General features: G+C 66.9%; 20 protein-coding genes. 12 read left to right on the forward strand and 8 right to left on the reverse strand.

What is annotated here, in order from left to right; all coding sequences use genetic code 11:
• Positions 1–39: 39 nt before the first annotated feature.
• From AAFN46_RS17305 to AAFN46_RS17315, 3 genes are all read right to left on the reverse strand, one after another.
• A complete protein-coding gene (locus tag AAFN46_RS17305) occupies positions 40–1149 on the reverse strand; it encodes an ABC transporter ATP-binding protein (protein WP_347809944.1) in 1110 nt (369 codons plus the stop codon).
• A 251-nt stretch (positions 1150–1400) separates the two neighbouring features.
• Positions 1401–2030 carry a response regulator transcription factor gene (locus AAFN46_RS17310; RefSeq protein WP_347809945.1) on the reverse strand — a complete coding sequence of 210 codons (630 nt, stop codon included), beginning with the start codon at positions 2028–2030 and terminating at the stop codon, positions 1401–1403.
• Positions 2027–4405: a transporter substrate-binding domain-containing protein gene (locus tag AAFN46_RS17315; protein ID WP_347810027.1), complete on the reverse strand. Its 2379-nt coding sequence runs from the start codon at positions 4403–4405 to the stop codon at positions 2027–2029. The genes AAFN46_RS17310 and AAFN46_RS17315 overlap by 4 nt, the downstream gene beginning before the upstream one ends.
• 94 nt (positions 4406–4499) lie before the next feature.
• On the opposite strand from AAFN46_RS17315, the gene AAFN46_RS17320 reads away from it, so the two are divergent.
• On the forward strand, positions 4500–5477 hold the full coding sequence (locus AAFN46_RS17320; protein ID WP_347809946.1) for a DUF3530 family protein: 978 nt from the start codon (positions 4500–4502) through the stop codon (positions 5475–5477).
• A 2-nt stretch (positions 5478–5479) separates the two neighbouring features.
• On the opposite strand, the gene AAFN46_RS17325 is transcribed toward AAFN46_RS17320, so the two are convergent.
• The 3 genes from AAFN46_RS17325 to AAFN46_RS17335 are packed head-to-tail and all read right to left on the reverse strand — an operon-like array spanning position 5480 to position 7947.
• A complete protein-coding gene (locus AAFN46_RS17325; RefSeq protein ID WP_347809947.1) occupies positions 5480–6253 on the reverse strand; it encodes a TerB family tellurite resistance protein in 774 nt (257 codons plus the stop codon).
• Positions 6254–6925: an N-acetylmuramate alpha-1-phosphate uridylyltransferase MurU gene (murU, locus tag AAFN46_RS17330; RefSeq protein ID WP_347809948.1), complete on the reverse strand. Its 672-nt coding sequence runs from the start codon at positions 6923–6925 to the stop codon at positions 6254–6256.
• On the reverse strand, positions 6922–7947 hold the full coding sequence (locus AAFN46_RS17335; RefSeq protein ID WP_347809949.1) for a phosphotransferase: 1026 nt from the start codon (positions 7945–7947) through the stop codon (positions 6922–6924). The genes murU and AAFN46_RS17335 overlap by 4 nt, the downstream gene beginning before the upstream one ends.
• Before the next feature lie 127 nt (positions 7948–8074).
• Between AAFN46_RS17335 and AAFN46_RS17340 the strand changes: the two genes are divergently transcribed.
• The 11 genes from AAFN46_RS17340 (at position 8075) to AAFN46_RS17390 (ending at position 22283) form a co-directional block, all read left to right on the forward strand.
• Positions 8075–10828: an LPS-assembly protein LptD gene (locus tag AAFN46_RS17340; RefSeq protein ID WP_347809950.1), complete on the forward strand. Its 2754-nt coding sequence runs from the start codon at positions 8075–8077 to the stop codon at positions 10826–10828.
• Entirely contained in the window at positions 10809–12101 is a 1293-nt protein-coding gene (locus AAFN46_RS17345; RefSeq protein WP_347809951.1) for a peptidylprolyl isomerase, read from the forward strand. The genes AAFN46_RS17340 and AAFN46_RS17345 overlap by 20 nt, the downstream gene beginning before the upstream one ends.
• Positions 12102–12185: 84 nt before the next feature.
• Positions 12186–13175, forward strand: a complete 990-nt coding sequence (pdxA, locus tag AAFN46_RS17350; protein WP_347809952.1) for a 4-hydroxythreonine-4-phosphate dehydrogenase PdxA — start codon at positions 12186–12188, stop codon at positions 13173–13175.
• Positions 13176–13345: 170 nt separating this feature from the next.
• Positions 13346–14158 (forward strand): 16S rRNA (adenine(1518)-N(6)/adenine(1519)-N(6))-dimethyltransferase RsmA, encoded by an 813-nt coding sequence (gene rsmA, locus AAFN46_RS17355; RefSeq protein ID WP_347809953.1) that lies wholly within the window; start codon positions 13346–13348, stop codon positions 14156–14158.
• 31 nt (positions 14159–14189) lie between these two features.
• Complete coding sequence (gene apaG, locus AAFN46_RS17360; protein ID WP_347810028.1) at positions 14190–14570, forward strand: Co2+/Mg2+ efflux protein ApaG; 381 nt, start codon at positions 14190–14192, stop codon at positions 14568–14570.
• The gene (locus tag AAFN46_RS17365; RefSeq protein ID WP_347809954.1) at positions 14570–15394 is read left to right on the forward strand and encodes a symmetrical bis(5'-nucleosyl)-tetraphosphatase; all 825 of its coding nucleotides are present in this window, start codon (positions 14570–14572) and stop codon (positions 15392–15394) included. The genes apaG and AAFN46_RS17365 overlap by 1 nt, the downstream gene beginning before the upstream one ends.
• The gene (gene glpE / locus AAFN46_RS17370) at positions 15391–15720 is read left to right on the forward strand and encodes a thiosulfate sulfurtransferase GlpE (RefSeq protein ID WP_347809955.1); all 330 of its coding nucleotides are present in this window, start codon (positions 15391–15393) and stop codon (positions 15718–15720) included. Before AAFN46_RS17365 ends, glpE begins: the two co-directional genes overlap by 4 nt.
• A 278-nt stretch (positions 15721–15998) precedes the next feature.
• A complete protein-coding gene (locus tag AAFN46_RS17375; RefSeq protein ID WP_347809956.1) occupies positions 15999–17921 on the forward strand; it encodes a PrkA family serine protein kinase in 1923 nt (640 codons plus the stop codon).
• A gap of 110 nt (positions 17922–18031) precedes the next feature.
• On the forward strand, positions 18032–19303 hold the full coding sequence (locus AAFN46_RS17380) for a YeaH/YhbH family protein (protein WP_347809957.1): 1272 nt from the start codon (positions 18032–18034) through the stop codon (positions 19301–19303).
• 10 nt (positions 19304–19313) lie between these two features.
• A complete protein-coding gene (locus tag AAFN46_RS17385; protein WP_347809958.1) occupies positions 19314–20879 on the forward strand; it encodes a SpoVR family protein in 1566 nt (521 codons plus the stop codon).
• A gap of 174 nt (positions 20880–21053) precedes the next feature.
• Positions 21054–22283, forward strand: coding sequence for a multifunctional CCA addition/repair protein (locus tag AAFN46_RS17390; protein ID WP_347809959.1), 1230 nt, complete (start codon positions 21054–21056; stop codon positions 22281–22283).
• A 137-nt stretch (positions 22284–22420) separates the two neighbouring features.
• Here the strand turns inward: AAFN46_RS17390 and folK are convergent, their stop codons facing one another.
• Together folK and folB are read right to left on the reverse strand one after the other, a co-directional pair.
• A complete protein-coding gene (gene folK / locus AAFN46_RS17395; RefSeq protein ID WP_347809960.1) occupies positions 22421–22954 on the reverse strand; it encodes a 2-amino-4-hydroxy-6-hydroxymethyldihydropteridine diphosphokinase in 534 nt (177 codons plus the stop codon).
• The gene (gene folB / locus AAFN46_RS17400; protein ID WP_347809961.1) at positions 22951–23304 is read right to left on the reverse strand and encodes a dihydroneopterin aldolase; all 354 of its coding nucleotides are present in this window, start codon (positions 23302–23304) and stop codon (positions 22951–22953) included. The genes folK and folB overlap by 4 nt, the downstream gene beginning before the upstream one ends.
• Between the last annotated feature and the right edge of the window lie 26 nt (positions 23305–23330).

Below are 23330 nucleotides of genomic sequence, written 5' to 3' on the forward strand. Positions count from 1 at the left end.
TTGTTCTCCAGAGTGCAGGGTTGGTAAGGCGTGGCGCCATCAATCCGCGAGCTGCGGATCGAGCGCCCTGACGTGTTCCACATGCCAGCCGAGCGGCACCACATCGCCCACGCGCAGGGCGGGATCGAGCTCGGCGATCGGCTGTTTGACGAAGAAGCTGGGGTTGCCGCAGACCTCCATGCGCACGCGCACGTGGTCACCCAGGTAGATGAACTCGGCCACCCGGCCGCTGAAACGGTTGGCGCAGTTCTCGCTGGCGCCGTTGATGCGTACCCGCTCGGGGCGGATCGACAGGCTGACCGGCTCGCCCGGCGCGCCGACCCGCACCGCCAGCGCCTGCACCTGCTCGCCACGGGCCAGGCGCACGGTGCAGCGCTCGCCATCGCGGGCCACCAGTTCGCCGGCCAGGCGATTGTTCTCGCCGATGAACTGGGCGACGAAGGTGTTGCTCGGCGCCTCGTAGAGGTCGCGCGGCGGGGCGATCTGCTGGATCTCGCCCTGGTGGAACACCGCCACGCGATCGGACATGGTCAGCGCCTCGCCCTGGTCGTGGGTCACGTAGACCACGGTCACACCCAGACGCTGGTGGATGTGCTTGATCTCCATCTGCATGTGCTCGCGCAGCTGCTTGTCCAAGGCGCCCAGCGGCTCGTCCATCAGCACCAGTTGCGGCTCGAACACCAGCGCGCGGGCCAGCGCCACGCGCTGCTGCTGGCCGCCGGAGAGCTGCGCCGGGTAACGGTTGCGGAAGCTGTCGAGCTGCACCATGGACAGCGCACGCTTGACCCGCTCGGTGACATCGGTCTTGTTCATGCCACGCACGCTGAGCGGGAAAGCCAGGTTCTCGGCCACCGTCATGTGCGGGAACAGCGCGTAGTTCTGGAACACCATGCCGATGTCGCGCTTATGCGGCGGCACGTTGTTGATCGAGCGCCCGGCCAGGAGGATTTCCCCGGCGGTGGGCGTCTCGAAGCCGGCCAGCATCATCAGGCTGGTGGTCTTGCCGGAGCCGGACGGGCCGAGCAGGGTGAGGAACTCGCCCTTGCGGATGTCCAGGTTGAGGTCTTTGACGATCAGGCTTTCGCCGTCGTAGCTCTTCTGCACGCCCTTGAAACTGACGAGCACATCGCTGGAAGCATTCTCGGCCATTGCCGCACCCTTGTTCTGGTTGCCGTGCGGTAAGACTAGGAAGACGCGCAGACGGCGCAAATCGGGCGCGAGGAGAGATTGCTATAAGGCGGCAGGACGACGGCGTGTAGGGATCGCCCTACAAGGTGCGAGCTGCTGAGAAGACCCTCACCCCTGCCCCTCTCCCAGAGGGAGAGGGGTGCACGGGTCAAAAGGCCGGCACATCCTTATCCCCTCTCCCCTCGGGAGAGGGCTAGGGGTGAGGGAAAACCTTAGAGCAGCTTGTGCTCCACCGCGTACTTCACCAGGTCGGCCACCGAATGCAGATTGAGCTTCTGCATCAGACGCGCCTTGTGGGTGCTGATGGTCTTGCTGCTGACCGACAGGTGCAGGGCGATCTCGTTGACCCCCTCGCCGCGCACCAGGCGCTCGAACACCGAGAACTCGCGCTCGGACAGCAGTGCATGGGGCGGCCGCGAATCGGTCAGGCCGACCTCGAAGACCATGCGGTCGGCCAGCTCCGGATCGATATAGCGCCCGCCGCCGGCCACCTTGCGAATGGCGGTGAGCAGCAGTGCCGGGTCGCTGTCCTTGGTGGCATAACCGGCCGCGCCGATCTTCAGCGCGCGCGCCGCCATCTGCGCCTCGTCGTGCATGGACAGCACCAGTACCGCCGGCGGGTTGCTCAGGGCGCGAATCCGCGGGATCGCCTCCAGGCCGTTGACACCGGGCATGGAGATATCCAGCAGCACCACCTCGCAGGGCGTGTGGCGCAGGGTTTCCATCAGCTGCTCGCCATTGCTCGCCTCGCCGGCCACCTGCAGATCCTTGGCCAGGCCGATCAGTTGCTTGATGCCCTCGCGGACTATGGTGTGGTCTTCGGCCACCAGTACTCGAATCACGCCATTACCTCTTCATCCAGTGCCACCCGCACACGCAGGGTGGTGCCCTCGCCCACCTGGCTGTCGATTTCCAGGCTGCCCCCCAGCATCAGCACGCGCTCGCGCATGCCGACCAGGCCGAAGGATTGTGCGCGTGGCGCACGGCTATCGAAACCCCGCCCATCGTCGCTGACCCGCAGGCACAGCTCAGCGCCCTCGACACTTAGCGTGATCTCCACCGTATGGGCCTGGGCATGGCGCAGCACATTGGTCAGTGCCTCCTGCAGCACGCGGAACAGGCCCACCGCCTTGGCGTCGGCCAGTTTCGGCAGCTGCTCGGGCACCTGCACCAGGCAGGCGATGCCGCTGCGCGCCTCGAAGCGCCGCGCCTGCCACTCGATGGCCGAGCCCAGACCGGCATCGAGGATCGGCGGGCGCAAGGCGGTGGCCACGTCGCGCACCAGCTGGAACAGATTGGCGATCAGCTTCTTCATGCTGTCCAGGCGCGTCTGCAGGCCCGGATCGAGTCCGGCGAAGGCCAGTTCGCACATCGAAGTCTCCAGCTTGAGCACGGTCAGCACCTGGCCCAGCTCGTCGTGCACCTCGCGGGCGATGCGCGCCTTCTCTTCCTCGCGCACGCTCTCCAGGTGCGCCGACAGCTCGCGCAGCTGGGCACGGGAGTCGGCCAGCTCCAGCTCGATGGCCTTGTTCTCGCTGATGTCCCACACCACACCATCCCACACCACATGCTCGTCGCCGAGCTGGCGGGCACTGGCCTTGATGTCGGCCCAGCGCACCCGCCCGTCGCGCGTGAGGATGCGCCCCTGCCAGTGCCAGTCGCTGGCATTGGCCAGCGCGGCGTCCTGGGTCTGGTGATAGGAGGGGCGATCGTCCGGATGTACCAGGCTGCGGATACCGAAATCGATATCCATGATGGTCGCCGGCGGATAGCCGACCAGCTGCTCGCTACCCTCGCTGATAAAGGCGAAGTCCGGCGGCGCGTCCAGGTTCGCACGCTCCAGGCGGAACACCAGCCCCGGCACATTGCCGGCGATGCCCTTGAGGCGCGCCTCGCTCTCCTCCAGGGCGGCGCGGGCGCGACGCCGCTCGGTGGCATCGCTGAGATAGACCACCAGATACTCGGCCTCGCGAAAACGCAGAAAGCCCAGGGTGACGTCGGCCGGCATGTCACTGCCATCCGCGCGCTGGCAGAGGCTCTCGAAACTCAGGGCGGCGCCCTCCTGCTGACGCACTCGGCGCCACAGGTTGAGCCAGCGGTCCATGCCCAGCGTGCGCTCGAAGTCCTGCACGGGCCGATCGACCATGGCCGCCTCGCTGTAGCCGAGCATGCCGGCCACCGCCTGGTTGGCATAACGCACGCGGCCGTCCCAGCTGACCCAGAGGATGCCCACGGTACTGTGGTCGAGGGAGAACTGCGCCAGGCGCAGCGCCTCCTCGGCCACCTCGCGCTGACTGAGGATCTGCCGCGCGTCGAGCAGGCGCTTTTCCAGCTGGCCACGCTGGCGGCGCAGCACGCCGAGCAGCAGCAGGCAGACCAGCAGCAGCAGACCGAGCAGCAGGCTCAGGCTGCGCCAGAAGCGTGGTGAATCACCGAGCCCCGGCGTGTGTGCGGTCAGCCAGCGGCGCTGCAGGCCGTCCAGCTCCGTCGCGGGCATCTCGCGCAAAGCCTGCTGCACGATACTGGCCAGCTCGGGCCAGTCGCGCCGGGTCGCAACGCGCAATAGCAGCGGCAGCCCGACATCGGCCAGCACCCGCAGGTTGGCGAACTCGCTCTCCTGAGCCAGACGGCTGAGCTGGGCCTGATCGATGGCGGCGAAACGTGCCTTCTGCTCCAGCACCGCGCGCAGGGCCTCGCGTTCGGACGGCTCGGCCAGCAGCCGCAGGTTGAAGTAGTTGCTGCGCAGGTAGTCGGCCACCGCACTGGGCACCCGCACGGCGATCGCATCCTGCTCGCCGAGCCGCTCAAGCTCCAGGCCGACTTCGCCGCCCGGCTCCCCCACCAAGAGATGTGGAATGCGCATATAGGGGTCGGAGAACTGCCACAGGCGCAGACCTGCCGGGCTCTGCTGCAGCCCGGGCGCCAGGTCGATGCGGCCGGCGCGCAGGGCCGCCTCCAACGCGACTTGGTTGTCGAAGCTGCGCCAGCTCAGCTCGACGCCGATGCGCTTGGCGAGCATCTCGGTGAGCTCGATACTGAGCCCGTTCAATTGTTGCTGACGCCGCCGATACTCGGCATAGGGCGCCTGCAGCACCACGCCCACGCGCAGGCGCGGGTGCTCGGCCAGCCAGGCCCGCTCAGGCGGCGCCAGGTGCAGCGGCGCCGCCTGAGCGGGCAGCGCCCAGAACAGCAATAACCAACAGAACAGTCGAATCATGCGCACGACAGCGACCTCCGGCCCGCTACCTTACCTGACAAACCACCTCGCAGCGCTTAGGCTGCTACATCATCGACCACGCGGAGCCCCTGAGATGCGCCGTCCAGCCTCCCCGACACTCATCGCCCTGCTGCTGAGCCTCGCGCTGCCCGCACTGGCCGAGGAAGCAGCCAGTCCAGCCGACAGCACCGCGCCAACGCCCCCGGAGCAGTCCGAGGAACCTCAGCGCCTGCCCCTCGAGGAGCGCAGCGCCGACAGCGCCGAGGCGCTGGAGCGACAACTGCCCAAGGGCGAGCAGCAGATGCTGCAGGCCGAAGGCAGTCGCTTCCTGGCCTTGTGGAAAGCGGCCAATGCGCCGGAGGCCAAGGGCGTGGTGATCCTCATTCCCGGCGCCAACGAGACGGCCGACTGGCCGCTGGCGATCAACCCGTTGCGCAGCAAGTTGCCCGATATCGGCTGGAGCAGCCTGAGCCTGAGCCTGCCGGACAGCCCGCAAGAGCCGCTGCCCGAAGCGGTGCTGCCGCGCGCGCCGGAGCCGATCACGGTCGACACCGCGGCCAGCGCCACCGAGGCAGGGGCTGAGGCTGAGGATGAGACGGAGGCGGAGGCCGCGCCAGCCGAGCCCACGACCGAGGCGCCTGCAGCGCCGCCCATGGATCCGGCGCAACGGGTGTTCGCCCGCATCGACGCCGGCATCGCCTTCGCCGAACAGCAGGATGCCAAGCACCTGGTGCTGCTCGGCCATGGCGCCGGCGCCTACTGGGCCGCGCTCTACCTCAAGGAGCGCAAGCCCGAGCGGATCGCAAGACTGGCAGTGGTCGCGCCGCAATTGCCGGGTGGGCAGACGCCACCTCTGGATGAACTGATCCCGAACCTCGAGCTGGCCACCGGCGATTTCTTCTACAAGGACCAGGGCAGCGAACGCAGCGCCGCGGCGCGCCGGATGCAGGCCAGCAAGCGCCTGGGCCACGACGGCTACACCCAGGTCGCGCTGCAGGCCCTGCCGGGCAACCGCGAGGCCGAGCAGGAGCAGCTGTTCCGCCGCGTGCGCGGCTGGCTGGAGAAGCAGTAGCCTCAGCGAAAGCCGTGGCGCCGGCGTACCAGTTCGTAGGCGAGCTGCAGCTCGCGAGTCTTGTCCGTGGCGGCACGCAGCTGCGCCGCCGTCGCGCCCGAGCCGGCCAGCTTGTCCGGGTGGTGGCGACTGAGCAGGCGGCGGTAAGCCCGCTTGATCGCCGCGGGCTCGCTGTCGGCACGCACGCCGAGCAGGCGCAGGGCGGCCTGGTAGTCGCTGCTCGTCACTTCCGCCACCTTGCGCGTCGGCTCGTATTCGCCGGCCAGCGCGGCCAGCGCGGCGGGCTTCCAGCCCAGCCAGCGCCCCCACTGCTCGATCAGCCGGCGCTCCGCCACGCTCACCCGACCATCGGCCCAGGCCATGCGCCAGCAGGTGCGCAGCAACGCCTCGGCGCGCTCGGGGCGGGCCCGCAGGGCGTGCAACGGTGCGCGCAGTTCCTGATCGGCGACCTGCTTGCCGCGGGCGAAGGCCTGCATGGCCCGACGCCGCGCCGGCTCGTCCAGGCCCAGCCGCTGCATCTCGTTGCGCGCCGTCTGGATATGGCTGTCGAGCACCCGACCATCGCTCTTGGCCAGCCGGCCGACCAGCATGAACAGCAGGTCCTCGTCGTCTATGGCCGGGCGCCTGGGACCCAGCAGCGCGCGCAAGTGCTGCAGCGACTGCAGGCGCATGCGCCGATCCAGCACCTGGCCCAGCAGACCGCCGAGCAGGGCCCCGGGAATGCTGGCCAGGGCCAGACCGGCCGCGGCCCCGAGCACGGTCGCCGGCCAGATCACTCAGGCCTCCGCCAGCAGCTGGCGCTCGACCTCGGCCAGGCGCTCGTGGGTACCGACGTCTATCCAGCGCCCGGCGAAGCGCTCGCCACTCACCTGCCCCTGCGCCATGGCCGCACGCAGCAGCGGTGCCAGCTTGAAGGCGCCCGCCCGGCAGCCGGCGAACAGGCGTGGATGCAGCACGGCGATGCCGCTGTAGGTCAACGCCGGCTCGCCGGCCACGGCATCGTCGACCCGGCCGTCGCGCAGACGGAAGTCGCCGCCCTGGTGATGCGCCGGGTTGTCCACCAGCACCAGGTGAGCCAGGCCCGGCAGCGGGCGACGCAGGGTGGCGAAGTCGTAGTCGGTCCAGATATCGCCGTTGACCACCAGGAAGGGCTCGTCGCCGAGCAGCGGCAGCGCCTTGAAGATGCCGCCGCCGGTCTCCAGCGGCTCGCCCTCGGCCGAATAGGCGATGCGCAGGCCGAAACGCGCGCCATCGCCCAGGTGCTCCTCGATCTGCTGGCCGAGCCAGGCATGGTTGATCACCAGCTCGGCGAAGCCGGCAGCGGCCAGGGCGCGCAGATGGAACTCGATCAGCGGCGTGCCGGCGGCGCGCACCAACGGCTTGGGCGTATGCAGGGTCAGCGGGCGCAGGCGCTCGCCCTTGCCCGCCGCGAGGATCATCGCCTTCATGCCGGCTGCGCCTCGCGCTGCGGCAGGCTGGCCAGCAGTTCGCCGAGCACGGCCAGCTCCGCCCGGCGCGCCAGCACCGCTTCTATATAGGCGAAGAAGCGCGGCACGTCGCCGAGGTACTTGGGCTTGCCGTCGCGGTGGCAGATGCGGGCGAAGATGCCGATCACCTTGAGGTGGCGCTGCACGCCCATCAGGTCGCTGGCGCGGTGAAACTCGGCGAACTCCGCCGGCACGGCGATGCCCGCTTCGCCCGCCAGTTGCCAGTAGCGCCGCAGCCAGCCCTCCACGCGCGCCTCCGGCCAGCTGAGAAAGGCGTCCTTGAACAGGCAGGTGACGTCGTAGGTCAACGGGCCATGTACCGCGTCCTGGAAGTCGAGGACGCCGGGGTTGGGCTCGCTGAGCATCAGGTTGCGCGGCATGAAGTCGCGATGCACGAACACCCTCGACTGTGCCAGGGCGCTTTCCACCAGCAGATCGCAGACTCGTTGCCACAAGCCCTGCTGACGTTCGTCCAGCTCCACGCCGAGATGGCGATGCAGGTACCAGTCGGGGAACAGCTGCAGCTCGCGGCGCAGCAGGGCGTCGTCATAGGCCGGCAGCAGGCCCTCGACCGGCAGCCGCTGGAATTTCACCAGCGCCCGCAGGGCCTGCTCGAACAGGGCATCGGCGTTGTCCGCATCGAGTACTTCCAGCCAGGTCTGGCTGCCCAGATCGTCCAGCACCAGGAAGCCGCGCTCGACATCGGCGACGAGAATGCGCGGCACATGCACGCCCGCCTCGGCCAGCATCGCGGCGACCTTGACGAAGGGGCGGCAGTCTTCCTGCGGCGGTGGCGCATCCATCAGGATCAGGCTGCGGCCCTCGGCCTGCCAGCGGAAATAGCGGCGGAAACTAGCGTCGCTGCTGGCCGGAGCCAGGCTGGCGGCAGGCACCGCGCCCCAGCCCTCGCGTTGAAAAAGGGTGGGCAAACAATCTTCCAGCCAGCTCTGCAGGAGCTGGAGACGCACATCTTGATCGGGCATTGCAGGGGTCTCCGACGGCGCTAGCCGTTGCGCGGGTCATGCTTTATTATCCAGCATCTTTTTCAGCCCATCGAGAGGCGTGCGGCCCCCGCGGGTCGAAGGCGCGCAGGAAGCCCGGACTAACAAGATGGCAGTAAAACTCCCGCTGTTCCGTAAGAAATTCCCGTTGCTGGTGACCGGCGGCCTGCTGGCCCTGCAACCCCTGGCCTCGTCCTTCGTCGTCGCCGCCGAGCAGTACGACTGCAGCGCCTCCCCCACGGGAGGCTGGGCCTGCACCCCCAAATCCAGTGCCGCCGCCCAGCTGCCGCGCCCGCAACACAGCGCCACGGCGGTCAGCGCCGCCTCCGGCGAGCCAGCTCAGCAAGGCGAGCAGCCGACGCTGGTTACCGAGAGCGGTGGCCGCGGCCTGCAGAGCCGCAGCGCCGACTACAGCCACCTGGACTGGGTGCCGCGCGAGCAACTGACCGCCGCCCAGCTGGCCGAGGTCGGCCCCTACTGCGAGGGCTCCTATATCGAGCCGCTGCGACCGGGCATGAGCGATGAAACGCCGAAGGACGAGGCGCCGCTGTTCGTCTCGGCCAAGGCCTCGCGCTACGAGCAGGAAAGGGAAGCCGCCACCCTGGCCGGCGACGTGGTGCTGCGCCAGGCCAGCATGCAGGTCGAAGCCGAAGAGGCCACCCTGCACCAGGCCGAGAACCGCGGCGAGCTGAAAGGCAACGTACGCATCCGTGACAACGGCATGCTGGTGGTCGGCGACCGCGCCGAGATCCAGCTGGACAACGGCGAAGCCAAGGTGGAGAACGCCGAGTACGTCATCCACAAGGGTCACGTACGCGGCAGCGCGCTCTATGCCAAGCGCGAAGAGAGCGCCGTGGTACGCCTCAAGGACGGCACCTACACCCGCTGCGAACCGGGCAGCAACGCCTGGCAGCTGAAAGGCAAGAACATCAAGCTGGACCCGGCTACAGGCTTCGGCACCGCGACCAACGTGACCCTGCGGGTGAAGGACATTCCGGTGTTCTATACCCCTTACATCTACTTCCCTATCGACGATCGCCGCCAGTCCGGCTTCCTCGCCCCGGGTCTGGGTTCGACCAGCGACAACGGCTTCACCCTGTCGACCCCCTACTACTTCAACCTGGCACCGAACTACGACGCCACCCTCTACCCGACCTACATGGCCAAGCGCGGCCTGCTGCTGGAGGGCGAGTTCCGCTACCTGACCAAGGGCAGCGAGGGCCAGGTCGGCGGCGCCTACCTGGACGACCAGGAAGACAAACGCAAACTGCAGTCCGACTACGAAGACCAGCGCTGGCTGTATAACTGGCAGCACAAGGGCGGCCTCGACGAGCGCCTGCTGGCCGAGGTGGACTACACCGAGATCAGCGACCCCTACTACTTCCAGGACTTGGACAGCGATCTGGAAAACCTAGAGACGCCGGACTTCCTCAACCAGCGCGGCACCCTGACCTATCGCGGCGACAGCTACACCGCCAGGCTCAATGCCCACGCCTACTCGCAGACCAGCGTCGTCGACGTCACGCCGTACGAGCGCCTGCCACAACTGACCCTGGACGGCCGTCTACCCTTCCAGCCCGGCGGCCTGAACCTCTTCTACGCCACCGAGTACGTGAACTTCGACCGCGACCTGCGCAGCGGCAACTTCGTCGACGAAGATGGCAACGCCCAGCCCTGGTACGATAACAACGTCTTCGGCCTCGACCGCGCCAACGGTGAGCGCGTTCACCTCGAGCCCGGCATCAGCCTGCCGATGCAGGCGACCTGGGGCTATCTCAAGCCGAGCCTGAAATACGCCTACACCCGCTACGACCTGGATCTGGACTCCATCGGCAAGGCCCAGCTGGGCGGCAACTTCGATGACAGCCCGGATCGCAGCGTGCCGATCTTCGGCCTCGACAGCGGCCTGTACTTCGACCGCAATACCCAGTGGTTCGGCAACAACTACCGCCAGACCCTGGAGCCGCGCGCCTTCTATCTCTATGTGCCGGAGAAGGATCAGGACGATATCCCGATCTTCGACACCGGCGAATACAGCTTCGACTACGCCTCGCTGTGGCGCGACAACCGCTTCAGCGGCCGCGACCGCATCGGCGACGAGAACAAGTTGTCCCTCGGCGTGACCAGCCGCTGGATCGAGGACGATGGCTTCGAGCGTCAGCGCCTCGCCATCGGTCAGGCCTTCTACTTCGAAGACCGCAAGGTCACCATGCCGGACCGCACGGGCACCCTCAGAGACCGCAACGACTATCAGTCCAGCGTCTCGCCCTATGCCCTGCAGTATCTCTACCGTTTCAACCGCGACTGGCGCCTGAGCTCGGACTTCAACTGGGATCCGGACAGCCACACCACCCGCTCAGGCAGCCTGATGTTCCACTACCAGCCGGAAGACAACCCGAACAAGGTGGTCAACCTCGGCTATCGCTACCGCAACGATACCCTGCGCTACGACCAGGCCAGCGGTGCCTGGATCTACGGCAGCGACTTCGGCACCCCGGGCAGCGCCAACTACATCGAGGACTACTACAAGATCCAGCAGCACGACTTCTCGGTCATCTGGCCGCTGGTGCCGCAGTGGAGCCTGATCGCCCGCTGGCAGCGCGACTACGCCCGCGACCGCACCCTGGAGGCGTTCGGCGGCTTCGAGTACGACAGCTGCTGCTGGAAACTGCGCCTGATCAACCGCTACTGGATCGACTACGACGAGACCAGCCTGAACCCGGACGTCAACGAAGAGCCGGATCGCGGCATCTTCTTGCAGATCGTCCTCAAGGGCCTCGGCAATGTGCTGGGCGGCTCGACCGAGACTTTCCTCGACCAAGGCATCCAAGGTTACCGTGAACGTGAAGACCAAGCTTTCTGATTGCCTGCGCCCGCTGCTGCTGGGCGCCGCTCTACTCGCTTCGACCGCTCAAGCCCAGTTTCAGTCCCTCGATCGCGTGGTCGCCATCGTCGACAACGACGTGATCATGTACAGCCAGCTCGACCAGCGCCTGCGCGAGGTCGAGCAGACCATCGACAAGCGCGGCGGTCAGCTGCCGCCGCAGGACGTGCTGCAACAGCAGGTGCTGGAACGCCTGATCGTCGAGAACCTGCAATTGCAGATCGGCGAACGCTCCGGCATTCGCATCACCGACGAGGAGCTGAACCAGGCGATGGCCAGCATCGCCCAGCGCAATCGCCTGAGCCTCGAGCAGTTCCGCGAGGCGCTGGTCCGCGACGGCCTGTCCTACGATCAGGCCCGCGAGCAAATTCGCCGCGAGATGGTGATCAGCCGCGTACGCCAGCGCCGCGTGGCCGAGCGCATCCAAGTCACCGACCAGGAGGTGCAGAACTTCCTGGCCTCCGACCTGGGCCAGATGCACCTGTCCGAGGAGTACCGCCTGGCCAATATCCTGATTTCGGTGCCGGACGCGGCATCGCCGGATCAGGTACGCGCCGCGGCCCAGAAGACCGCAGAGCTCTACGACAGCCTGCGTGCCGGTGCCGACTTCGCTCAGGCCGCGCTCTCCAACTCCGCCGGAGATAACGCCCTGGAAGGCGGCGAGATCGGCTGGCGCAAGGCCGCGCAGCTGCCACCCGCCTTCGTCGAGATGCTGCGCAGCCTCAACCCCGGCGATGTCGCCCAGCCGGTGCGCATGCCCAGCGGCTTCATGATCGTTAAGCTGCTGGACAAGCGCGGCGGCGACACCCAGGTGCGCGACGAAGTGCATGTGCGGCATATCCTGATCAAGCCCAACGAAGTGCGCAGCGAGGCCGAAACCCGCCGCCTGGTCGAGCGCCTGCACGAGCGCATCGTCGCCGGCGAGGACTTCGCCACCCTGGCCAAGAGCTTCTCCGAAGACCCGGGCTCGGCCCTCAACGGCGGCGACATGAACTGGGTCGACCCCAATATCCTGGTGCCGGAGTTCCGCGAGGTGATGGCCAAGACCCCCAGCGGTCGCCTGTCCGAGCCGTTCAAGAGCCCCTACGGCTGGCATGTGCTGGAAGTACTGGGCCGCCGCGCCACCGACAGCAGCGAGCAGTACCGCGAGCAGCAGGCGATGAACGCCCTGCGCAACCGCAAGTACGACGAGGAGCTGCAGACCTGGCTGCGCCAGATCCGCGACGAGGCCTACGTCGAGATCAAGCTGTAAGCGCCTCGGCGCCAACAAGCCCGGCCTGGCGCCGGGCTTTTTTTCGCCTCTAAACTGTCCCTCCCAACCGACGAGAACTGTCCCATGGCCCTGTTTGCCCTGACCCCCGGCGAACCCGCCGGCATCGGCCCCGACCTCTGCCTGCTGCTGGCCCGCGAACAACAGCCCGAAGCACTGGTCGCCATCGCCAGCCGCGCCCTGCTCGCCGAGCGCGCCAGCCAACTGGGGCTGGGCATCGAACTGCGCGAGGTCGGCCCCGGACAGTGGCCACACGGCCCCGCGCCGGCCGGCAGCCTCTACGTCTGGGATACCCCGCTGGCGGTGCCGGCCACCGCCGGCGAGCTGAACAGGGCCAACGCCGCCTATGTACTGGAGACCCTGACGCGCGCCGGCCGCGGCTGCCTCGACGGCAGCTTCGCCGGGATGATCACCGCGCCGGTGCACAAGGGCGTGATCAACGAGGCCGGCATCCCCTTCTCCGGCCACACCGAGTTCCTCGCCGAGCTGACCGCCAGCCAGCAGGTGGTGATGATGCTGGCCACCCGCGGCCTGCGCGTGGCCCTGGTGACCACCCACCTGCCGCTCAAGGACGTCGCCGCCGCCATCACCGGCGAGCGCCTGGAGCGGGTCGCGCGCATCCTGCACGCCGACCTGGTGGCGAAGTTCGGCATCGCCGCCCCGCGCATCCTGGTCTGCGGCCTCAACCCGCACGCCGGCGAGGGCGGCCATCTGGGCCGCGAGGAGATCGAGGTAATCGAGCCTACCCTCGAATATCTACGCAGCGAAGGCATCGACCTGGTCGGCCCGCTGCCGGCCGACACCCTGTTCACCCCCAAGCACCTGGAGCACTGCGATGCGGTGCTGGCCATGTACCACGACCAGGGCCTGCCGGTGCTCAAGTACAAGGGCTTCGGTGCCGCCGTCAACGTCACCCTGGGCCTGCCGATCATCCGTACCTCGGTCGACCACGGCACCGCGCTGGATCTGGCCGGTAGCGGCCGGGTCGACACCGGCAGCCTGCAGGTCGCCCTGGAGACGGCCTACCAGATGGCACGAGCCGGACGTAGGACGTAGGCTGGGTAGAGGCGCTTTGCGCCGAAACCCAGCGCTGCTTCCATGCTGGGTTTCGCTACGCTCTACCTACGCGGCCCGACCCAGCCTACGGCTGCCGCCGGCGATGCTGTTAAACTGCCGCTCTTTAGATTGTGCTTTGAGCTTGTGGCTTGAAGCTTGGAGCCGTACCCATGAGCGAATACCAGCACCGCGCCCGCAAGCGCTTCGGCCAGAACTTCCTGCACGATGCCGGGGTGATCCACCGCATCCTGCGCGCCATCCACGCCAAGGAGGGCGAGCGCCTGCTGGAGATCGGCCCGGGCCAGGGCGCCCTGACCGAGGGACTGCTCGGCAGCGGCGCCCAGCTCGACGTGATCGAGCTGGACCTCGACCTGATCCCCATCCTGCAGGCCAAGTTTGGCGACAACCCACGCTTCAAGCTCAACCAGGGCGACGCCCTCAAGTTCGATTTCGCCCGCCTCGACGCCGCGCCGCGCAGCCTGCGGGTGGTCGGCAACCTGCCGTACAACATCTCCACGCCGCTGATCTTCCACCTGCTAGACAACGCCCCGCTGATCCGCGACATGCACTTTATGCTGCAAAAAGAGGTCGTCGAACGCCTGGCCGCCGAACCGGGCGGCGGCGATTGGGGCCGCCTGTCGATCATGGTCCAGTACCACTGCCGGGTGGAGCACCTGTTCAACGTCGGCCCCGGCGCCTTCAATCCGCCGCCCAAGGTCGACTCGGCCATCGTCCGCCTGGTGCCGCACGAAGCTCTGCCGCACCCGGCCAAGGACCACCGCCTGCTCGAACGGGTGGTGCGCGAGGCCTTCAACATGCGGCGCAAGACCCTGCGCAACACCCTCAAGCAGTTGCTGCCGGGCGAAGCCATCGAGGCCGCCGGCGTGGATGGCGGATTGCGCCCGGAGCAGCTCGACCTGGCCGCCTTCGTGCGTCTGGCCGATCAGCTGGCCGAACGCCAGAGTGCCGAACAAGCAGACTAAACTGCCCTTCCAGCCTGCCGAGTTTCCCCAGATGGCCGACCCGCGTTACCAGATCGACGTCAGCGTCGAGACCCGCTACCTGCCGGAGCAATCGACTCCGGAACAGAACCGCTACGCCTTCGCCTACACCGTGACCCTCCACAACGGCGGCACGCTGGCGGCCAAGCTGCTGACCCGCCACTGGATCATCACCGATGGCGACGGCCGCGTGCAGGAAGTGCGCGGCGCCGGCGTGGTCGGCCAGCAGCCGCACCTGCAGCCCGGAGAAAGCCATACCTACAGCAGCGGCACGGTCATGGCGACCCAGGTCGGCAATATGCACGGCAGCTACCAGATGCTGGCCGACGACGGCAAACGCTTCGACGCCCCCATCGCGCCGTTCCGCCTGGCCGTGCCGGGAGCCCTGCACTGATGGCGACCTATGCCGTCGGCGACCTGCAGGGTTGCCTGCAGCCGCTGAAGTGCCTGCTCGAACGGGTCGCCTTCGACCCGGCCAAGGACCGACTGTGGCTGGTCGGCGATCTGGTCAACCGCGGCCCGCAGTCGCTGGAGACCCTGCGTTACCTCTACGCCATGCGCGAAGCGCTGGTCTGCGTGCTGGGCAACCACGACCTGCACCTGATCGCAGTGGCGCACAGCATCGAGCGCCTGAAGAAGAACGACACCCTGCGCGAGATCATCGACGCACCGGACTGCGCCGAGCTGATCGACTGGCTGCGCCGACAGAAGCTGATGCACTACGACGAAGAGCGCGACATCGCCCTGGTGCATGCCGGCATCGCGCCGCAATGGACGCTGCGCAAGGCGCTCAAGCGTGCCGCCGAGGTCGAGGAGGCGCTGCGCGACGACGCGCGCCTGCCACTGTTCCTCGAGGGCATGTACGGCAACGAGCCGGCCAGGTGGGACGGCGACCTGCACGGCGTCACCCGGCTGCGGGTGATCACCAACTACTTCACCCGCATGCGCTTCTGCGCCGAGGACGGTACGCTCGACCTGAAGAGCAAGGAAGGCCTGGACAGCGCCCCGCCCGGCTACGCCCCCTGGTTCGCCTGGCCGCAGCGCAGGACCCGCGGCCAGAAGATCGTCTTCGGCCACTGGGCGGCGCTGGAGGGCCACTGCGACGAGCCCGGCCTGTTCGCCCTGGACAGCGGCTGCGTGTGGGGTGGCGCCATGACCCTGATGAATATCGACAGCGGCGAGAAACTGCGCTGCGACTGCAAGGAGATCGCCCGATGAGCGAATTCAAACGTATCCCCCCGGAACAGGCCCAGGCCCTACGCGAACAGGGCGCCGTGGTGGTCGACATCCGCGACCCGCAGAGCTTCGCCAGCGGCCATATCAGCGGCTCCAGCCATCTGGACAACCACAATCTGGCCGCCTTCATCGCCGCCGCCGACTTCGACAAGCCGCTGATCGTCACTTGCTACCACGGCAACTCCAGCCAGAGCGCCGCCGCCTACCTGGCGCACCAGGGCTTCGCCGAGGTCTACAGCCTCGACGGCGGCTTCGAGCTGTGGCGCAGCCAGTTCCCCGACCAGGTCAGCCAGGGCGACGCCGAATAAAAATTTTCTGCGCGGCGCAAAGCCGCGCCAGCCGTCGCCCGCAGGGCACTCGCCGACGAACGGCAATGTCTTGTCACCCTCTCGCCACGCTTGACCCCGCCGAAACCGAACTACTCTTAAGTCGAGGCCATCCAGAAGGGAGAGCCGGCACACCGGTTCCGGGCCATCGGTAGCTTTTTGAGGTGTTCTGGGGGATTCCCAACGGCCGACCCGCCGTCCTCCCGCGCACCCGCCCGAATGACCCACGCCGGCTCCACGCAAGCGAGCGAGGTGCAGTCATGAGTATATTCAGCCACTTCCAGCAGAGATTCGAGGCGACTCGGCAGGAAGAGTATTCCCTGCAGGAATATCTGGAGCTGTGCAAAACGGATCCCAGCGCCTATGCCACCGCCGCCGAACGCATGCTGATGGCCATAGGCTCGCCCGAGTTGCTCGACACCTCGGCCGATCCGCGCCTGTCACGGATCTTCTCCAACAAGGTGATCCGCCGCTATCCGGCCTTCGCCGACTTCCACGGCATGGAGGAGTGCATCGACCAGATCGTCTCCTACTTCCGCCACGCCGCCCAGGGCCTGGAAGAGAAGAAGCAGATTCTCTACCTGCTCGGCCCGGTCGGCGGCGGCAAGTCCTCGCTGGCCGAAAAGCTCAAGCAGCTGATGGAGCACATTCCCTTCTACGCCATCAAGGGCTCGCCGGTGTTCGAATCGCCGCTCGGCCTGTTCAACGCCGACGAGGACGGCAAGATCCTCGAAGAGGAATACGGCATCCCGCAGCGTTACCTGCGTACGGTGATCTCGCCCTGGGCGACCAAGCGCCTCAACGAGTTCGGCGGCGACATCAGCAAGTTCCGCGTGGTCAAGCTGCACCCCTCGATCCTCAACCAGATCGCCATCGCCAAGACCGAGCCGGGCGACGAGAACAACCAGGACATCTCCTCGCTGGTGGGCAAGGTGGATATTCGCAAGCTGGAGGAGTTCCCGCAGAACGACGCCGACGCCTACAGCTACTCGGGCGCGCTGTGCCGGGCCAACCAGGGCCTGATGGAGTTCGTCGAGATGTTCAAGGCGCCGATCAAGGTGCTGCACCCGCTGCTGACCGCCACCCAGGAAGGCAACTACAACAGCACCGAGGGCCTCGGCGGCCTGCCCTACAGCGGCATTATCCTGGCCCACTCCAACGAGTCGGAGTGGCACAGCTTCAGGAACAACAAGAACAACGAGGCCTTCATCGACCGCATCTACATCGTCAAGGTGCCCTACTGCCTGCGCGTCACCGACGAGATCAAGATCTACGACAAGCTGCTCGCCCACAGCTCGCTGGCCAACGCCCACTGCGCGCCGGACACCCTGAAGATGCTCGCCCAGTTCTCCGTGCTGAGCCGCCTGAAGGAGCCGGAGAACTCCAACATCTACTCGAAGATGCGCGTCTACGACGGCGAGAACCTCAAGGACACCGATCCCAAGGCCAAGTCGATCCAGGAGTACCGCGACTCCGCCGGCGTCGACGAGGGCATGGCCGGGCTGTCGACCCGCTTCGCCTTCAAGATCCTCTCCAAGGTGTTCAACTTCGACCCCCACGAGATCGCGGCGAACCCGGTGCACCTGCTGTACGTGCTGGAACAGCAGATCGAGCAGGAGCAGTTCCCCGCCGAGATGCGCGAGCGCTACCTGCGTTACATCAAGGAATACCTGGCACCGCGCTACATCGAGTTCATCGGCAAGGAGATCCAGACCGCCTACCTGGAATCCTACAGCGAGTACGGGCAGAACATCTTCGACCGCTACGTGCTGTACGCCGACTTCTGGATCCAGGATCAGGAGTACCGCGACCCGGAGACCGGCGAGATCCTCAACCGCGTGGCCCTCAACGAGGAGCTGGAGAAGATCGAGAAACCGGCCGGCATCAGCAACCCGAAGGACTTCCGCAACGAGATAGTCAACTTCGTGCTGCGCGCCCGCGCCAACAACAACGGCAAGAACCCCACCTGGCTCAGCTACGAGAAGCTGCGCGTGGTCATCGAGAAGAAGATGTTCTCCAACACCGAGGACCTGCTGCCGGTCATCAGCTTCAACGCCAAGGCCAGCAAGGAGGACCAACAGAAGCACAACGACTTCGTCAAACGCATGGTCGAGCGCGGCTACACCGAGAAACAGGTACGCCTGCTGTCGGAATGGTATCTGCGGGTTCGCAAATCGCAGTGAGGCAGCCGCGAGCGACAAGCTTCAAGCGGCAAGCAAGGGCACGGACGCCTGCCGTTCCGCTTTCACTTGCAGCTTGAGGCTTGCGACTTGAAGCTGCCCCGGAGGGGCCTATGAGCTACGTGATCGACCGGCGTCTGAACGGCAAGAACAAGAGCACGGTCAACCGCCAGCGCTTCCTGCGGCGCTACCGTGAGCACATCAAGAAGGCGGTGGAGGAGGCCGTCAGCCGCCGCTCCATCACCGACATGGAGCACGGCGAGCAGATCAGCATCCCCGGTCGCGATATCGACGAGCCGGTGCTGCACCACGGCCGCGGCGGGCGGCAGACCACCGTGCACCCGGGCAACAAGGAATTCACCGCCGGCGACCATGTGCCGCGCCCCCAGGGTGGCGGCGGCGGGCGCGGCCAGGGCAAGGCGAGCAACTCCGGCGAGGGCATGGACGAGTTCGTCTTCCAGATCACCCAGGAGGAGTTCCTCGACTTCATGTTCGAGGATCTGGAACTGCCCAATCTGGTCAAGCGCCATCTGAGCGGCACCGACACCTTCAAGACGGTGCGCGCCGGTATCAGCAACGAGGGCAATCCCTCGCGCATCAATATCGTCCGCACCCTGAGATCGGCGCACGCACGGCGTATCGCCCTGTCCGGTTCCAGCCGCAATAGGTTGCGCGAGGTCAAGGCCGAGCTGGAACGGCTCAAGCGGGATGAGCCGGACAACTTCGGCGACATCCAGGAGCTGGAGGCGGAGATCGAACGGCTCAGTGCGCGGATCAACCGCATCCCCTTCCTCGACACCTTCGACCTCAAGTACAACCTGCTGGTCAAACAGCCCAACCCCAGTTCCAAGGCGGTGATGTTCTGCCTGATGGACGTCTCCGGCTCGATGACCCAGGCCACCAAGGACATCGCCAAGCGCTTCTTCATCCTTCTCTATCTGTTCCTCAAGCGAAACTACGAGCGCATCGAGGTGGTGTTCATCCGCCACCATACGAGCGCCAAGGAGGTCGACGAGGAGGAGTTCTTCTACTCGCGGGAAACCGGCGGCACCATAGTCTCCAGCGCGCTCAAGCTGATGCAGGAGATCATGGCCGAGCGCTACCCGATCAACGAATGGAACATCTACGGCGCCCAGGCCTCGGACGGCGACAACTGGAACGACGACTCGCCGGTGTGCCGGGATATCCTGATCAACCAGATCATGCCGTTCGTGCAGTACTTCACCTACGTCGAGATCACCCCGCGCGAGCACCAGGCGCTGTGGTACGAGTACGAACAGGTCGGCGAGAACTTCGCCAAATCCTTCGCCCAGCAGCAGCTGGTCTCCGCCGCGGACATCTACCCGGTGTTCCGCGAGCTGTTCCAGCGCCGCCTGATCACCTGAGGGCCGCCCCATGAATGCCCCTGCCAAGAGACGCCAGCCCATCTCCACCGGTTCGGAGTGGACCTTCGAGCTGATCCGCCAGTACGACAGGGAAATCGCCCGCCTGGCCGAGCGCTACGCGCTGGACACCTACCCCAACCAGATCGAGGTGATCACCGCCGAGCAGATGATGGACGCCTACGCCTCGGTGGGCATGCCGCTGGGCTATCACCACTGGTCCTACGGCAAGCACTTCCTCGCCACCGAGAAGGGCTATTCGCGCGGGCAGATGGGCCTGGCCTACGAGATCGTGATCAACTCCGACCCCTGCATCGCCTACCTCATGGAAGAGAACACCATGTGCATGCAGGCCCTGGTGATCGCCCACGCCTGCTACGGCCACAACAGCTTCTTCAAGGGCAACTACCTGTTCCGCACCTGGACCGACGCCAGCTCGATCATCGACTACCTGGTGTTCGCCAAGCAGTACATCACCCAATGTGAGGAGCGCCACGGCATCGATGCGGTGGAGGAGCTGCTGGACTCCTGTCACGCCCTGATGAACTACGGGGTCGACCGCTACAAGCGCCCCTACCCGATCTCCGCCGAGGAAGAGCGGCGCCGGCAGAAGGATCGCGAGGAACACCTGCAGAAGCAGATCAACGACCTCTGGCGCACCATCCCCAAGAGCTCGCGCAAGGGCCACGAGCACGACAGCAAGCGCTGGCCGGACGAGCCGCAGGAGAACATCCTGTACTTCCTGGAGAAGCACGCGCCACTGCTGGAACCCTGGCAGCGCGAGGTGGTGCGCATCGTGCGCAAGATCGCCCAGTACTTCTACCCGCAGCGCCAAACCCAGGTGATGAACGAGGGCTGGGCCACCTTCTGGCACTACACCCTGATGAACGACCTGTACGACGAGGGCCTGGTCACCGAAGGCTTCATGATGGAGTTCCTGCAGTCGCACACCGGGGTGATCTACCAACCCGGTTTCGACAGCCCCTACTACGGCGGCATCAACCCCTACACCCTGGGCTTCGCCATCTACAGCGACCTGCGCCGCATGTGCGAACACCCCACCGAGGAGGACAAGCGCTGGTTCCCGGACATCGCCGGCAGCGACTGGCTGTCCACCCTCAAGTTCGCCATGGCTAACTTCAAGGACGAGAGCTTCATCCTGCAGTTCCTCTCGCCCAAAGTGATCCGCGACCTCAAGCTGTTCAGCGTGCTCGACGACGACCAGCAGGACGACCTGCTGATCCCGGCCATCCACGACGAGCCGGGCTACCGGCAGATCCGCGAGACCCTGGCGGCGCAGTACAACCTGGGCAACCGCGAGCCCAACGTGCAGATCTGGAGCGTCGACCGCCGCGGCGACCGCTCCCTGACCCTGCGCCACCAGCAGCACGACCGCAAGCCGCTGGGCAACTCGACCGCCGAGGTGCTCAAGCACCTGCACCGCCTGTGGGGCTTCGACATCCACCTGGAGAGCATGCGCGGCGATCAGGTGGTCGGCATGCAGCACATGCCGCCCAAGGGCGAGCAGAGCGACGACAACGAGTACCCGCGCCTGGACCTGGTGATACCGCCGATCTGAGCTGCAAGCTGCAAGCTGCAAGCTGCAAGCTGCAAGCTGCAAGCCCGTCAGTGTGCTGGCCGGCGACCAGTGCCTGTCGAACAGCTCGCGCTGTTTTCCGCTCGGACTTGCAGCTTGTAGCTTGCAGCTGATGGCTGCATCCCCTCATCCTCCGCAGCACGGAGGAAAGATTCCATGCAGATTTACAAGGTCGGCGGCGCCGTGCGCGACCGCCTGCTCGGCCGCCCGGTGGCCGACATCGACTGGGTGGTGGTGGGCGCCAGTGCCGAGGCCATGCAGGCCCTGGGCTTTCGCCCGGTGGGGGCGGACTTCCCGGTGTTCCTCCACCCCGAGAGCGGCGAGGAGTATGCCCTGGCCCGCACCGAGCGCAAGTCCGGCCAGGGCTACGGCGGCTTCGTGTTCCACGCCAGCCCGGACGTGACCCTGGAGCAGGACCTGCTGCGCCGCGACCTGACCATCAACGCCATGGCCGAGGACGACGACGGCCGGGTGATCGACCCCTATGGCGGCCAACAGGACCTGCAGGAGCGTGTGCTGCGCCACGTCTCCCCGGCCTTCGCCGAGGACCCGCTGCGGGTGCTGCGGGTGGCGCGCTTCGCCGCCCGCTATGCGCCGCTGGGCTTTCGCGTCGCCGACGAGACCCTGGCGCTGATGCGCCGGCTGGCCGAATCCGGCGAGCTGCAGGCGCTGACCGCCGAGCGCAGCTGGAAGGAGATCTCCCGCGCCCTGCTGGAGCCTCGCCCGGACGTGTTCATCCAGGTGCTGCGCGACTGCGGCGCCCTGGCCGAGCTGCTGCCGGAGCTGGACGCCCTGTTCGGCGTGCCGCAGCCCGAGGCCCATCACCCGGAGGTCGACACCGGCCTGCACTGCCTGATGGTGCTGCGGCAGTGCGCCCTGCACGCCCAGCCGCTCACCGTGCGCTGGGCCTGCCTACTGCACGACCTGGGCAAGGGCCGCACGCCGCAAGGCGAGTGGCCGCGACATATCGCCCACGAGCAGCGCGGCCTCGAACCGATCGCGGCGGTGAACCGGCGCTGCAAGGCGCCGCGCGATTGCGCCGAGCTGGCCCTGCTGGTCGGCGAGTACCACAGCCATGCCCATCGCGCCCTGGAGCTGCGCGCCAGCACAATGCTGGAGCTGCTGCAGAGCTTCGACGTGTATCGCCGGCCGCAGCGTTTCGAGGAGTTTCTCGCCGCCTGCGAGATGGACGCCCGTGGCCGCCTGGGCCTGGAGCGGCGCGATTACCCGCAGGCCGCCTACCTGCGCGGTGCCATGCAGGCCGCCCGCGCGGTGGCGGTGCAGCCGCTGCTGGAAAAAGGCTTGAAAGACGCCGAACTGGGCGAGGCACTCAGGCGCGAACGCCTGCAGGCACTCAAGGCCTACAAGGCAAAAGCTGCCCCGTAGGCGCGAGCCCTGCTCGCGAAGTTGCCAAGGCACGAGCCATCCGGGCTACGGCGAGGCTGTCGTAGGCTGGGTAGAGGCGCAATGCGCCGAAACCCAGCGCCGGGTGTCGCAGCGCTCGCCTGCGCGGCCCGACCAGCCTACACAGGGGCCGGGTACGCCTGCAGCAACTCGGCCGGGGTCAGCTCGGCGCCGCGCCACTGGAAGGGCACCGGCCATAGCTGCTGATCGATCTGCGCCTCGCGCCACAGCTCGGCGAAGGACCTGCGCGCCTCGGGGTGTGGCGTGGCGGGGGCCAGCAGCGCCAGCGGCCAGAGCACGAAGGCGTTCTTGAGGATCTCCGCGCGCGGCAGCACCAGGCCAGCGAAGTTGCCGACCCGCTCGCCATACAGCAGCACGTCGATGTCCAGCGGCAGGCCCTTGCGCTCGGGGGCATAGCGGCCGTTGTCGGCCTCGATGAACTTGAGCCGGCGATCCAGTTCGGCCAGCGGCAGCTCGCTGTGCGCACTGACCACCAGGTTGTAGAAGTTGCCGCTCTTGATGCCCACCGGGCGGCTCTCGAACACCGGCGAGCAGCGCAGGTCGCCGAGCAGTTCGGCCAGCGCATCGAGGCCGGCAGCCAAGTGCAGCTCGCGCTCGGTATTGCTGCCGAGGCCGAGGAAGATAGGGGTCATGGGTGGCTGCGCTCGATTTCCACGCCCACCGCGCGGGCCTGAGCATTGGCGCCCGGCTTGGTCACCTTGAGACGCAGCCAGGGCATGCCGAACTGCGCCAGCAGCTGCTCGGCCAGGCGCTCGGCGAAGGTTTCCACCAGCTCGAAGCGGGCGGCGCTGGCGAAGGCCTGCACCTGCTGGTTGATGGCGGCGTAGTCCAGCGCCTTGCTCAGGTCGTCGCCGGCAGCGGCCGGGCGGATATCCCAGGCGAAGCACAGATCCAGCAGCAGGCACTGGCGAATGCCTCGCTCCCAGTCGTAGGCACCGATCAGGGTGTCGACCTCCAGACCCTCGATGAAAACCTTGTCCACCTGTTCACTCCACGCGGCACGCCGCT

The organism is Pseudomonas sp. CAU 1711 (assembly GCF_039888625.1).
Taxonomy (GTDB): domain Bacteria; phylum Pseudomonadota; class Gammaproteobacteria; order Pseudomonadales; family Pseudomonadaceae; genus Aquipseudomonas.